The sequence below is a fragment of the Microbacterium sp. MYb66 genome, assembly GCF_002979435.1.
GTDB lineage: Bacteria > Actinomycetota > Actinomycetes > Actinomycetales > Microbacteriaceae > Microbacterium.
Window position 1 is genome coordinate 40,263 of sequence record NZ_PCOV01000014.1, and the last position, 12,304, is coordinate 52,566.

Below are 12,304 nucleotides of genomic sequence, written 5' to 3' on the forward strand. Positions count from 1 at the left end.
TCCTGTTGCCGTGATGAGTCCGACCTTCCGGTACCGGTCGAACAGCCTTTCAGCCTATCAGGTACGGAGCCAGCGCCTGATCGCGAAGCCGGCCGACAGCGCGGCGAGCACGACGCCGATCCCGATCAGCACGGGCACCACGAACACGGCATCCTGCATCGTCACCCACGTCGTCATGAACGGGACCCGCCCACGCAGGTATCCGTTCACGCCGAAGTGCACACCGGCCACGACCGCGGCACTGGCCAGCGCCGAGCCGAGGAACGCCGCGAAGACGCCTTCGAGGACGAACGGCGTCTGGATGAAGCGGTTCGATGCGCCGACCAGGCGCATGATGCCGATCTCCTTGCGCCTCGCGTACGCCGACAATCGGATGGTGGTGCCGATGAGCAGAGTCGCGGCGATGAGCATGAGCACGGCGATGCCGACGGCGATATAGGTTGCGACGGTCAAGGCTGAGAACAGCGGCTCGAGGTATTGGAGCTGGTCCTTGACCTGTTCCACACCGGCCTGCCCGCTGAAGGCCTCGGCGAGCACCTGCGACTGCCCCGGGTCCTTCATCGTGACGAAGAACACCTCGAACGCCTGGTCGGCCGTGAGCACGCTCGCCTGGTCTTCACCGAGCTGCGCGACGAGCTTGGCGTAGGTCTCCTCCTTGGTGTCGAAGGTCATCGAGCTGATGAGGGGTGCGAGCGCATCCCCTTCGAGCTGTGCCCGGACGGCGGCCACCTGCTCCTCGCTCGCCGCACCGTCGATGCAGGTCTCGGATTCGGAGACGGCGGAGCACATGTACACCGCGACCTGGGCGCGTTCCGCCCAGTAACCGCGCATGACGCCGATCTGCCCCTGCATCAGGATCGCCGCACCCACGAAGGTCAGCGACACGAACGTGACCAGCACGACGGAGATCACCATCGAGATGTTTCGCCGCAGCCCACCCAGGGCCTCGGTCAGGATCAGGCCGATTCTCATGAGGTCGGACCCACTTCTTCATCGTCTTCATCGGACAGCCCGAGGCGATCCGCGACCCCGAGCTCGGCGACGTCCACCGTCGGCAGCGTGATCGGATGCGTACGGGGCCGGACGACCGCGGGCGGCTCCACGACAGCGGGAGGCTCCACGACGGCAGGCGGCTCGACGACGTTCGCGGCGGCAGCGACCTCCGGCGAACGGGCGGGCTCCGGAGGCTCGACCGTCTGCGGGGCCGGTGCGACCACGGTCTCGACGGGCTTCTCCATGGAAGCGGCAGCCGCGCGCTGCGTGCTCAGCTCCTCGGCGAGAGCGGCGCGGACCACCGAGAGGTCGGCTGTCTGCCGCTGCACCTCTTGCACGGCGGTGAGTGCGGCCGCCGCAGCGGCGCCGCGCACCTCCTCCGGTACGAGGCGGGGGATATTCGAGGTGTCGCCGTACCCGCCGTGCACCTCGTCGCGAACCATCTCGCCGTCGCTCAGCTCGATCACGCGACGCTGCATCTGATCGACGAAGCCCGCTTCGTGGGTTGCCATCAGGACGGTCGTACCACCCGCGTTGATGCGGGCGAGAAGCTGCATGATGTCGACGGAGGTCGCGGGGTCGAGGTTTCCCGTCGGCTCGTCGGCGAGGAGCACCTGCGGGCGATTGACGAGGGCGCGCGCGATCGCGACGCGCTGCTGCTCGCCGCCGGACAGCTCATGCGGCATCCGCTTCTGCTTGCCGTCGAGCCCCACCAGGGCGAGTGCCTCCGGGACGGCCTGCTGGATGAAACCGCGCGAGGAGCCGGTCACCTGAAGCGTGAAGGCCACGTTCTGATACACCGTCTTGGACGGCAGCAGACGGAAGTCCTGGAACACCGAGCCGATGTGGCGCCGGAAGTAGGGCACCTTGCGGTTGGCGAGCGACCGCAGGTCTCGGCCGAGCACGGCCACCCTCCCCGCCGTCGGCACGTCTTCACGCAGGATCAGGCGCAGACAGGAGGACTTGCCGGAGCCGGAGGCACCGACGAGGAAGACGAACTCCCCGCGTTGCACTTCGAAGTCGACACCGGAGAGGGCGGGCTTCGACGTCCCGCGGTAGCGTTTCGTGACGTTCTCGAACCGAATCATGGCGCTACGAGCCTAAGCGCGGCCCTTCGGCTGGCGGCGAGCGACACCCCGCACTGCGCGTCCGTCTCCGGATCGGATGGGGATTGCTCCCCATCCGGATGCTCCTGGCACGTCACCGCCCACTGCTATACATGAAGTTGCCATTGCGCCGACAGCTTCGGCGATTTCTTCGAGGGGGACTCATGACGACACCTGCAGGTTGGTACGACGACGGATCCGGCCGCCAGCGCTGGTGGGACGGCGAACAGTGGACCGAGCACTTCGCTCCGCAGACCCCTGACACCCCGGAGGCCTCCGCCGCCGACGCTCCGGCGGTCACCGAGGCCCCGGCCTCCGCAGACCCCGCCGTTCCCGAGGCCCCGTCGGTCGACGACACCGTGATCCGCCCGTCCGACGAGCCCGAGGCCTCCGCCACGGGTCAGGACTGGTCCGCGTCGCCGGCCGTGCCCGGCGACTCCTCCGACCCGAGCGCGTCCGCCGTGAACGGCGAGACCGCAGCGACCACCCCGCTCGGCGACGACCTCGCCGGGTACTCCGCGCCTGCCGCGCCGGTCTACCCCGTTGCCGCGGCGGGACAGCCCGCCTCGGGATACCCGGGTGCGGCGCCGGCCTACGGCGATGCCTACTCCGGCTCGCCCTCCGGCTATCCGGCCGCCGCTCCGTACCCGCAGCCGGGTGCAGAGGCTCCGAAGAAGATCTCGGTCCTGGGATTGGTCGGACTCGGCCTGTCCGCGCTGGGAACCATCCTGGCGTTCATCCCGCTCATCGGCTTCGTCGGCTTCATCCTGCTCGGTGCAGGATTCATCGTCTCCCTCATCTCGCTCTTCCTCAAGGGGAAGAAGTGGCCAGGAATCGCGGGCCTGATCCTCTCCGTGATCGGCGGCATCATCAGCGCCGTCATGTTCTTCGTCTTCTTCCTCGCGATCGCCCACGACGCGAGTGAGGAGCTGAACAACCAGCCCAGCTCCTCCCCCTCGATCGAGGCGACCGAGCCCAGCGACACGGATGAGGGGACGACCGGCACCGGTCGACCGACCGTCGAGGAACTCGAGGTCGGGATCGCGGCGATCATCGAAGAGACCGGCGCGGAGGGCTACACGCCGGCGCACATCACGTGCTTCGCCGAGGCGTTCGCCGCGTCGGACATCGACGACGAGACGCTGCGTGTCATCGCCTCCGGCGACGATGCGACCTTCAGCGACCCGGATGTGGCGCTGGCGTTCACCGACACGTTCTCCGAGGCGCTGCCGACCTGCCTCGTCCCCTGACCGCGACGAACACACGAGGACGCGTGATGACGACACCTGCCGGCTGGTACGACGACGGCTCGGGGAACCGACGATGGTGGGATGGACTGCAGTGGACGGAGCACGTCGTCACGACACCGCAACCTGCCGCCGCGGCACCGGCTTCCCCTTCGACGGAAGCCGCTGAGCCGGCTGCCGAGTCGGCGACCCCGGGCACACCCGCCGGGGTCGCCGCGCAGGAGTCCGCACCGTTCGCTCCCGCTCGCGAATCCGTTCCGGAGCCCGCGCCCTTCGCCCCGCCGTACATGATGGCGTCTGCAGCACCGGCCGAGTCCGCGTACGCGCCTGGTCCGGCCGGCGTCGCGTACCCGGGTGCCGCCGGTGTCCCGGGCGCACCGTGGGCTGCCCCGGCCGCACAGCCGCCGGCGACCGGCGTATCGGTGCTGGGGGTCATCGGCCTGGCGGTCGTGGTCATCGGCATCGTGTGCGCCTGCATCCCGGTGATCGCTATCGCCGGCTGGGGCCTCCTCGGCATCGGCTTCGTGCTGTCCCTGGTCTCCCTGTTCCTCCGGGGGCGGAAGTGGCCGGGGATCACGGGCATGGCGGTGGCGGCGGTCGGCGCGATCCTGGCGGTCTCCGTGTCCTTGATCGTGCTCGGCGCGACCTCGACCAGGGAGGGCGAGAGCACCCCGCTCAGCGCTCCGAGCGAGCGACCGCCGGCGGATGACGGCTCGACGTCCGGAGAAGGCGAAGACCCGTCCGACATCGAGGGAGCCGAGATGGTGACCTTCGAAGAACTCGAGGTGGGCGACTGCCTGCCCTTGGTCGACTACGGAGACGAGGGTGAGATCTACGAGCTGCCGGTGGTCCCCTGCGAGCAGCCGCACACCGACGAGGTCTACTTCATCTTCGACGTCGAGGACGGCGAGTTCCCCGGTGACGACGCCCTCACCCAGGCTGCCTCGGACGGCTGCCTGGCCGAGTTCGAGTCGTTCGCCGGCATCCCCTACGACGTCTCCATACTCGACTTCTACAGCTATCAGCCCACGAAGACGTCCTGGATCCGCGCGGGCGACCGCACCGTCCAATGCATCATGTACAGCTACGAAGACGTGACGGGTACGCTCCGAGGCGCGAACTACTGACCGCTCTCGCAGGAACGGAGAAGGCCCCGGATCGCTCCGGGGCCTTCTTCGTGGACTCAGTCCTCGATCTTGCGCTTGCGCCAGCGGATGCCCGCCGAGATGAAGTCGTCGAGGTCGCCGTCGAACACAGCGGCCGGGTTGCCCGACTCCTGGCCGGTGCGCAGGTCCTTCACCAGCTGCTGGCCGTAGAGGAAGTAGGAGCGCATCTGGTCGCCCCAGCTCGCGGTGATGTTGCCCGCCAGCTCCTTCTTCTTCGCCGCTTCCTGCTCCTTCTGCAGCAGCAGGAGTCGAGTCTGCAGCACGCGCATGGCGGCGGCACGGTTCTGGATCTGCGACTTCTCGTTCTGCATCGACACGACGATGCCGGTCGGAAGGTGCGTGAGGCGCACCGCGGAGTCGGTCGTATTGACGGACTGCCCCCCGGGACCGGACGAGCGGAACACGTCGACGCGGATGTCGTTCTCGGGGATGTCGACCTCGGTGGCCTCTTCCATCAGCGGGATGACCTCGACGGCGGCGAACGACGTCTGGCGCTTGTCGGCCGAGCCGAACGGGCTGATGCGGGCGAGGCGGTGGGTGCCGGCCTCGACCGAGATGGTGCCGAAAGCGTAGGGTGCGTCGATCTCGAAGGTCGCGGACTTGATGCCGGCGCCTTCCGCGTAGGAGGTGTCCATGACCTTCACGGGGTACTTGTGCCGCTCTGCCCAGCGGAGGTACATGCGCATGAGCATCTCGGCGAAGTCCGTGGCGTCGTCGCCGCCGGCGCCGGAGCGGATCGTGATGATCGCCGAGCGCTCGTCATACTCCCCGTCGAGAAGCGTCTGCACCTCGAGCTGGTTGATGAGGTCGGTGAGGGACGCGAGCTCGGTGCGCGCCTCCTGAGCGGACTCTTCGTCGCCCATCTCATTGGCGAGGCCGATGAGCACCTCGAGGTCGTCGAGGCGCTGGGCGATGCCGGTGATCCGCGCGAGCTCGGATTGACGGTGACTGAGCGCGCTGGTCACCTTCTGCGCGTTCTCGGTGTCGTCCCAGAGGTCGGGGGCACCGGCCTCTTCGCTGAGACGCGCGATGTCGTCGCGGAGACGGGAGACATCGACGACCTCGCTGATGTCGCCGAAGGTGTGCCTGAGCGCCTGGATTTCGGCGGAGAGATCTAGTTCGAGCATGACACCTCAGCCTAACGTGCCGCCTGCCCGCGCGGGGACCTCGTCGTCTTCACGGCCGATCGACGGGGAGTAGCGTGAAGGCGTGAGCAGTGCATCGACGGTCCTTCGCCAGTTCGGACCGATGGTGTATCTGCCGACGATCCTGTTCGCGCTCGGCGAGGGCGCCGTGATCCCGCTCATTCCCGTCATCGCCGCATCCATGGGTGCGGATGTCGCGTTCGCCGCGCTCGTGGCCTCCGCTCTCGTCATCGGTCAGCTGTGCGGCAATCTCCCCGCCGGATGGGCGGTGGGCAAGATCGGCGAACGGTTCACGATGGTGATCGCCGGTGTGATCGCGATCGTCGCCGGGGTGGGGATGGTGCTCGCGCCGACCCTGGGTGTTCTGGCGGCTTCCGTCTTCCTCCTCGGGATCTGCGCGGCGGCCTTCGGCCTCGCACGACACGCCTTCATGACCACTCGGGTTCCGGTCGCCTTCCGTGCGCGCTCGCTCTCCCTGCTCGGCGGCAGCTTCCGCCTCGGGATCTTCATCGGCCCCTTCGTCGCCGCAGGGCTTCTGCAGCTCTTCGGCAGCGAGAGCGCGGCGATCTGGTTCTTCCTCGGCTGCCTGGTCGTCATGGTGCTTCTCGTCCTGTTCGGCCCCGACCCCGAGAAGATGATCCCGCCCGTCCCCCCGACCACTCACGAGCGCTTCGTCGAAGACTCCGGCGAGGCGGTGAGCGGATCGATCCCGACGATCGAGCGTGCCGGCATCTTCCAGACGATGTGGCGTCAGCGCGCGGTGCTCGGCCGACTCGGGCTCGCCGCGGCCTCCCTGTCGGCCGTCCGTTCGGCGCGGCAGGTCGTCCTCCCCCTCTGGGGCCTCTCTCTCGGGCTGGACGCCTCGACGATCGCCCTCGTCGTCGGCGTCTCGGGCGCGATCGACTTCGCGCTCTTCTATGCCAGCGGCCAGGTGATGGATCGCTTCGGGCGCCTGTGGGCGGCGATGCCCGCGATGGTGCTGATGGGCGCGGGCTTCCTCGCTCTGTCGTTCACGCACGATCTCGATGCGGCCGTGCTCTGGTTCGGCATGTTCGCCGCCGTGCTCGGCGTCGGGAACGGTCTGTCCAGCGGCATCCTGCTGACCCTCGGCGCCGACGTCGCTCCGAAACGGGAACCCGCAGCCTTCCTCGGATCCTGGCGAACGCTGACGGATGCCGGCGGCGCGGTCGCCCCGCTGCTGGTATCGGCCATCACCGCCGTGGCCGCCCTGCCGTTCGCGGCAGCTGCGATGGGCGTCATCGGTCTCGTCGGCGCCGCAGGGTTCCTGCGCTGGATACCGAAGTTCGTGCCGCGGGAGCGGCCGGGGGCCGGCGATGACCCCTCCGAGGGCGAACAGCAGTGATTTCGAGTGTGGCGGCCGATGCACACCGCCTGGTCTCGACCTTCGTGCCGCGCTCGGAACGCGACCGGGCGGCACAGTCGGACTTCGCCGCGTTCTTCGGGGACGATGACGGCCCGGTGCGTCGCGAGTCGGGGCCGGACCATCTCACCGCGTCGTGTGTGGTGTTCGACGCGTCGCTCCAGCACACGCTGCTCGTCTTCCATCGCAAAGGGCAGTTCTGGGTGCAGCCGGGGGGTCACGTCGAGGACGGGGATGAATCGGTGGTGAGTGCGGCGCTGCGGGAGCTGCGCGAGGAGACGGGGATCGCGACGGCCCCACCGGCCGCTCCCCTCGCGTACGACCTCGACCACCACGCTCTCTCCTCCCGTTTCGGTGCCTGCGCCTCGCACCTCGACATCGGGATCGCCGTCCTGATCGACCGCGGCACCGCGCTCATCGTGAGCGACGAGTCGGAGGACCTGCGCTGGTGGCCGGTCGATGCCCTCCCCTCCGAGGTACCGCCGCAGCTCGTGCCACGGCTCGGCGGGCTGCTCGCGCGGCTGCAAGAGACCCGCTGAACCGACGCCTTCTCTACCGCAGCGCCGTGCGACTGGTGGCGGTCGACTCGAGCGGCAGTCCCTCGGGCACGAAGGCGGACAGCAGCGGCGGATGCCACTCGGTGGCGAGCGTGACCCTCGCAGAGACCCCATCGGGTGTGATCGCGGCGGCGACCGACGCCTCCCCGGGCAACGCACCCACCAGAGCCGCCGCCTGCTCCTCGACAACGGGATCCGTCAATTCGGCACGGACGCTGCCGTCACTCACCACCAGCGTGAACCCGTCCGCCCCGGCGAGCGCAGCCGCGTCTGCGAGCGCGTCCAATCGCTTCTGGGCGATGTAGAGGTCCGTGGCGCACACGCACACGAAGATCACCGCGAGCGCGAGCAGCACGTAGCCGAGGGTGAGCAGTAGCACGCTCCCCTCTTCCCGCTCGCAGACAGCGCGCCCCACGGCCGGACTCCGCGCGCTCATTCCGCACCCCACGACCGCGACATCTTCTGCACCGCTTCGGCCTGCACAGGCACCGCCGCCGACCGGTCGAGGCCGAGCAGTTCCGGCACCAGGGGGAGCCGCACCCGCGTGGCGACCGTGACGACGATCGTCGCGCCCGGCGCGGGACATGCCTTCGTCGCCGGCGTGCAGGCGAGCGTCAGATCGACGGACTCCTCATCGAGGCCGTACTCAGCCACGATCCCCGTGAGCACCGCATCGCTTCCCTCGGCGGCTGTCGGGGCGTCGGGAGCCCGCGCGAGGACTCGTGCGACGTGTCGCGCCGCCGCCTCCGCCCCCAGCGTCTGCTCCTGGATCGCGCCGAGCGCGATCACGAGATAGATCAGTGGGACCAGGAGGATGACTCCCACCACGATGAACTCGAGTGCTGCCGAGCCCTCTTCATCCGACGTCGAACGTCTCAGCGGGTGCATGAGCCTCCACCTCCATCGCGAATGGGACGCCGATCAGCCCGAGCAGCGGGAAGGTCGTGCGAACGCGCACGACGACGATCTCGTGCGGTGGAACGCCGGAAGCACCGACCCGGATGTCCTCGGCGTAGGCCGCGCCGATCGCGCGGGAGATGACATCCCGGGTGCGCTGCACTCCCTCCTCCGGAGTCGTGTCGGCGAGAGCTGCGTGATACGCGCCTTCGACGGCCGCGTCGTGGGCCACGTTCCGCACGTACACGGCGAACGCCAGTTGGAGGACCGCGAACGTCAGCGCAGTGAGCAGCGTCCCCACCAGAACGAACTCCACAGGGCTGGATCCGCGGTCCCCGCCGAGACGCCCCTGGTCGAGCACCTCAGAGCCCCGACACCCGCTGGATCGCCTGCTCGAAGAGAGACGTCAGCGCGGGTCCTGCGACAGCCCAGATGAGCACCACCAGCCCGGCCGTCATGAGTGTCACGAGTACCCAGCCGGGTACATCCCCCGTGTCGTCGGCGGCGATGTCGCGCAAGCGCATCCCGAGTTCGTGTGCCGGGCGTGGCCGTGGGCCCTGGGATCGTGCAGTCATGATGGTCCTTTCGTGGGATGGTCAGCCGAGGCCGAGCCGGAGGATGAAGAGTCCCGGATACACGGCGAAGAGCACCGAGAGCGGGAGGATGAGGAAGACGAGCGGGAGGAGCATGAGGATCTCCTTGCGCCCCGCCTGTTCGATGAGGACGCGCTTCGCGTCTTCTCGTGCGTCCCCCGCCTGCGCATGCAGGACCGCAGCCAGCGGGGCGCCGTGCTCGAGGGCGGCGACAACCTGGTCGACCGCACGCGACAAGCCGGGCAGCTGGAGACGGCCGGCCATCTCGCCCAGCGCATCGGCGAGCGGCGATCCGGTCCCCACCGCGAGGACCACCCGACGGAGTTCGACGGTGAGCTCACCTGAGCCGATGGCAGCTACCCGACGCAGGGAATCGAGAAACCCTTCGCCGGCGGACAGGCAGAGTGCCAGGAACTCGAGAGTCGTCGGAAGCTCGTCCGTGAGACGGACGCGTCGCGCCTTCGCGCGCGCCGAGAGCTGCATGTCATAGGCCGCGGCGGCGACGGCACCGCAGAGCAAGGGCATCACCGCGGTCGGCACGGACAGTCGGCCGGTCAAGGCGAGCACGGTCAGCGCGATCGCCCCCGCTCCTATCCCGACGAGTCCCCATCCGAGCTGGCGACCGCGAAACGACCCGGGGTCCGTCCCCACACCGGCCTGGGCGAGGCGCTGGCGGAGTGACTCATCCCCGCCCAGCATCCGCTCGAATCCGCTCCGGACGCCGCGCCACAGCGTGCGGCCAGTCGCCGGAAGCACCCCGGCTGCGGGAAGGACACCGCGGGGAAGGCTCTCATCGGCCACGACATCCCGCACGTAGGGACCGATGCGCACGGTGAGAGACACTGCCCGCCAACGCGGAAGCGTCGAGAGGATGGCCAAGGTCCCGGCAGCGAAGCCACCGCCGATGAGCACAGCCGTTGCCACGGCGGAGAGCGCGTTCACCCGAACCACCGTCGGGGCTCGGGAAGCCGACCGATGCGGACCATGATGTCGAAGGCGAGGACCGACACCGCAGCGCCCAGGCAGATCACGAGCACGCCCTCTGCAGTGCCGTACGCCTCCGCGCCCTCCGGTCGCATCACGAGCAGGCCGAGGATGATCCACGGAGCGATCGCACCCAGAACAGCAGCCCCGCGGATCCATGACTGCCGCGCCTCGACCTCTCCCCGCAGCGCCGCATCCGCTCGCACCGAGCTCGACAGCGCGCGAAGCACGCTGATCAGCTCCGTCCCACCGACCTGACGCGCCATCCGAAGCGTCTCGGCGATTCGATCGCCGATGGGATCCGCCAGAGCAGACTTGAGCCGATCGAGGCTCGCCTCGAACCGACCGCTGGCCCGGAGATCTCTCGCGAACACGACGAAAGCCGGCCTCAGCGCCGCCGGAGCGGACTCCGCCAGGCTCGCCACCGCGTCGGGGAGCGAGAGCCCGACCCGGATCGATGCGATCAGCAGATCGCACACGTCGGGCCAGAGCTGACGCCGTGACCGCCGCAGCCGAAGTCGCCGTCCCCGCAGGAACACGACAGGAGCCACCGCGCCCGCCGCACCCGCCAGCACCGCGAGCGCCCAGAGCCCCGTCACGAGCCAGACTGTCGATGCCGCGACCGATCCGACCGCGAAGATCACGGCTGCGACCGTGCGTTGCGAGAGGCCGGCGAGCCCCGCCTCATCGATCAGTCGGAGCAGTCGCCCCTGCTTCGCCGTCGGCGCCGGATCCGCCCTCAGCGGCCACATCCACGGCGACAGGCACAGCAGGACGCCCGCCGCGAGGACGGCGCCGATGAAGACGGTCACGAGACGACCTCGACGCGGCGACGATCTCGCCGTTCGATGCCCCTCGCGTCGACGGACGACGAGCTCGCGACGTAAACGGGCCTGGTGCGGATGCGCCCTTCCTCGACGTCACCGGTGGGCGCGATGATCTCCTGCACCCTCCTCTGGCCGGTGCGGTCGCGGACGCAATGCACGACCATATGGACCGATGCGGCGAGCGCGGGCGCGATGAAGGTGCGGTCGATGTTCCGCCCGGCCAGAAGGGGAAGGATGCTCAGCTTCTCGAGTGCCTCGGTCGCAGAGTTCGCGTGGACGGTGCACGCTCCCGGAACGCCGGTGTTGAGAGCGAGAACCAGGTCGAGCGCCTCGGCGTCGCGTACCTCGCCGACCACCAGACGGTCGGGGCGCATTCGCAGTGCTTCCTTCACCAGCCGACGCAGGGTGATCTCCCCCGTCCCCTCGAGACTGGCCTGGCGCCCCTGCAACGCCACCAGGTCGGGGCCGTCGACGGCCAACTCGAAGGTCTCCTCCACCGTGACGATGCGCTGTGAATCGGAGCATGAGGCGAGAAGCGCGCCGAGCATCGTCGTCTTGCCCGCATGCGTCGCCCCGGAGACGATCACGCTGCGGCCGTCCCTCATGGCGTCGCGCAGCATCTCCGCGGTCGCCGCCGGCAGCATGCCCTGCCCGCTCAGTGCCTCGAGCGACCGGTACTTCGGAAGGAATTTGCGGATGTTGACGGCCCAGGATCCCCGAACCACGTCGGCGATCGCGACGTGCAGACGCGAACCATCGGGCAGGGAGGCATCGACGAAGGGTTGGCTGATGTCGACACGTCTTCCCGTGGACTGGAGCATGCGTTCGACGAGATCGCGCACCGAGGTCTCGTCGAGGCGGAGACCCGTTCGTTCCGCCACCCCTTCTCGTGCCACGTGCACGTGTCCGGTTCCATTCAGCCAGATCTCCTCGACCTCCGGGTCGTCCAGCAACGGCTGGAGCTGACCGAATCCGCTGAGCGAGGCCAGTACCTCCCGCACGCACGCCCCTTCGTCCTCGATCAGGGCATCGCCGCGCGCGAGAGCGAGATCGTCGTGGCGGCGCACCTCGGAGTGCGTGATCCTCCAGGCGGCATCCGGATCGATCGACGGGTCGATGCCTTCGGCGCGCAGACGCGTGCGTACGCGCTCGGCGACCAGGGCAGACGGATGACTCACTCCGGCATCCTCGCAACTATCCGCGCGGTGCCTCCGAAGTTATCCACAGCCGCCTGCGCCGCCGGTTCGGAAGAGGCAGACCACCCGCCATCCCCTGGCATCGCGGCACCACATCCGTCGGCGAAGCGCAAGGGTGAAGACGTCGGACCCGCTTCCTGCTGGACTGCGGTAACCATCCCGACACCACGAAGGAAACTGAGATGACCGACACCTCCCCGTCAGCGTCGACC

At 69.0% G+C, this 12,304-nt stretch carries 14 protein-coding genes; 4 read left to right on the top strand and 10 right to left on the bottom strand.

All coding sequences use genetic code 11. The annotated features are described in order from the left end of the window. Positions 1-57: 57 nt before the first annotated feature. Positions 58-972, bottom strand: a complete 915-nt coding sequence (ftsX, locus tag CQ045_RS17975; protein ID WP_105726265.1) for a permease-like cell division protein FtsX — start codon at positions 970-972, stop codon at positions 58-60. Then, positions 969-2,081, bottom strand: a complete 1,113-nt coding sequence (gene ftsE / locus CQ045_RS17980) for a cell division ATP-binding protein FtsE (protein ID WP_105726267.1) — start codon at positions 2,079-2,081, stop codon at positions 969-971. Before ftsE ends, ftsX begins: the two co-directional genes overlap by 4 nt. Positions 2,082-2,263: 182 nt before the next feature. Between ftsE and CQ045_RS17985 the strand changes: the two genes are divergently transcribed. Continuing rightward, the gene (locus CQ045_RS17985) at positions 2,264-3,349 is read left to right on the top strand and encodes a DUF2510 domain-containing protein (protein WP_105726269.1); all 1,086 of its coding nucleotides are present in this window, start codon (positions 2,264-2,266) and stop codon (positions 3,347-3,349) included. 26 nt (positions 3,350-3,375) lie between these two features. Next, positions 3,376-4,473: a DUF2510 domain-containing protein gene (locus tag CQ045_RS17990; protein WP_105726271.1), complete on the top strand. Its 1,098-nt coding sequence runs from the start codon at positions 3,376-3,378 to the stop codon at positions 4,471-4,473. 56 nt (positions 4,474-4,529) lie between these two features. Here CQ045_RS17990 and prfB read toward each other — a convergent pair whose 3' ends face one another. Continuing rightward, complete coding sequence (gene prfB / locus CQ045_RS17995; RefSeq protein ID WP_091030353.1) at positions 4,530-5,639, bottom strand: peptide chain release factor 2; 1,110 nt, start codon at positions 5,637-5,639, stop codon at positions 4,530-4,532. A gap of 121 nt (positions 5,640-5,760) precedes the next feature. On the opposite strand from prfB, the gene CQ045_RS18000 reads away from it, so the two are divergent. Both CQ045_RS18000 and CQ045_RS18005 read left to right on the top strand, forming a co-directional pair. Further along, positions 5,761-7,020, top strand: a complete 1,260-nt coding sequence (locus CQ045_RS18000) for an MFS transporter (protein WP_105726294.1) — start codon at positions 5,761-5,763, stop codon at positions 7,018-7,020. Between the two features lie 8 nt (positions 7,021-7,028). Further along, positions 7,029-7,577, top strand: a complete 549-nt coding sequence (locus CQ045_RS18005) for an NUDIX hydrolase (protein ID WP_181156635.1) — start codon at positions 7,029-7,031, stop codon at positions 7,575-7,577. A 13-nt stretch (positions 7,578-7,590) separates the two neighbouring features. Here CQ045_RS18005 and CQ045_RS18010 read toward each other — a convergent pair whose 3' ends face one another. Genes CQ045_RS18010 through CQ045_RS18035 form a run of 7 tightly spaced genes read right to left on the bottom strand, consistent with a single transcriptional unit; the run spans position 7,591 to position 12,074 of the window. Beyond that, on the bottom strand, positions 7,591-7,974 hold the full coding sequence (locus tag CQ045_RS18010; protein WP_308737024.1) for a hypothetical protein: 384 nt from the start codon (positions 7,972-7,974) through the stop codon (positions 7,591-7,593). A 53-nt stretch (positions 7,975-8,027) separates the two neighbouring features. Next, positions 8,028-8,483: a TadE/TadG family type IV pilus assembly protein gene (locus tag CQ045_RS18015; protein WP_105726277.1), complete on the bottom strand. Its 456-nt coding sequence runs from the start codon at positions 8,481-8,483 to the stop codon at positions 8,028-8,030. Continuing rightward, positions 8,452-8,808: a TadE family protein gene (locus CQ045_RS18020; RefSeq protein ID WP_105726296.1), complete on the bottom strand. Its 357-nt coding sequence runs from the start codon at positions 8,806-8,808 to the stop codon at positions 8,452-8,454. Before CQ045_RS18020 ends, CQ045_RS18015 begins: the two co-directional genes overlap by 32 nt. A 46-nt stretch (positions 8,809-8,854) precedes the next feature. Next, positions 8,855-9,067, bottom strand: coding sequence for a hypothetical protein (locus CQ045_RS18700; protein WP_146115271.1), 213 nt, complete (start codon positions 9,065-9,067; stop codon positions 8,855-8,857). A gap of 21 nt (positions 9,068-9,088) precedes the next feature. Beyond that, positions 9,089-10,027 carry a type II secretion system F family protein gene (locus CQ045_RS18025; RefSeq protein WP_105726298.1) on the bottom strand — a complete coding sequence of 313 codons (939 nt, stop codon included), beginning with the start codon at positions 10,025-10,027 and terminating at the stop codon, positions 9,089-9,091. Further along, positions 10,024-10,881 (bottom strand): type II secretion system F family protein, encoded by an 858-nt coding sequence (locus CQ045_RS18030; RefSeq protein ID WP_105726279.1) that lies wholly within the window; start codon positions 10,879-10,881, stop codon positions 10,024-10,026. Before CQ045_RS18030 ends, CQ045_RS18025 begins: the two co-directional genes overlap by 4 nt. Beyond that, the gene (locus CQ045_RS18035; protein ID WP_105726281.1) at positions 10,878-12,074 is read right to left on the bottom strand and encodes a CpaF family protein; all 1,197 of its coding nucleotides are present in this window, start codon (positions 12,072-12,074) and stop codon (positions 10,878-10,880) included. The genes CQ045_RS18030 and CQ045_RS18035 overlap by 4 nt, the downstream gene beginning before the upstream one ends. Positions 12,075-12,304: the final 230 nt, after the last annotated feature.

Bases quoted from the DNA above. Each gene is read 5' to 3' on its own strand.
- CQ045_RS17985 (WP_105726269.1), top strand. From the start codon at position 2,264: ATGACGACACCTGCAGGTTGGTACGACGACGGATCCGGCCGCCAGCGC.
- prfB (WP_091030353.1), bottom strand. From the start codon at position 5,639: ATGCTCGAACTAGATCTCTCCGCCGAAATCCAGGCGCTCAGGCACACC.
- CQ045_RS18015 (WP_105726277.1), bottom strand. From the start codon at position 8,483: ATGCACCCGCTGAGACGTTCGACGTCGGATGAAGAGGGCTCGGCAGCA.
- CQ045_RS18000 (WP_105726294.1), top strand. From the start codon at position 5,761: ATGGTGTATCTGCCGACGATCCTGTTCGCGCTCGGCGAGGGCGCCGTG.
- ftsE (WP_105726267.1), bottom strand. From the start codon at position 2,081: ATGATTCGGTTCGAGAACGTCACGAAACGCTACCGCGGGACGTCGAAG.
- CQ045_RS18700 (WP_146115271.1), bottom strand. From the start codon at position 9,067: ATGACTGCACGATCCCAGGGCCCACGGCCACGCCCGGCACACGAACTC.
- CQ045_RS17990 (WP_105726271.1), top strand. From the start codon at position 3,376: ATGACGACACCTGCCGGCTGGTACGACGACGGCTCGGGGAACCGACGA.
- ftsX (WP_105726265.1), bottom strand. From the start codon at position 972: ATGAGAATCGGCCTGATCCTGACCGAGGCCCTGGGTGGGCTGCGGCGA.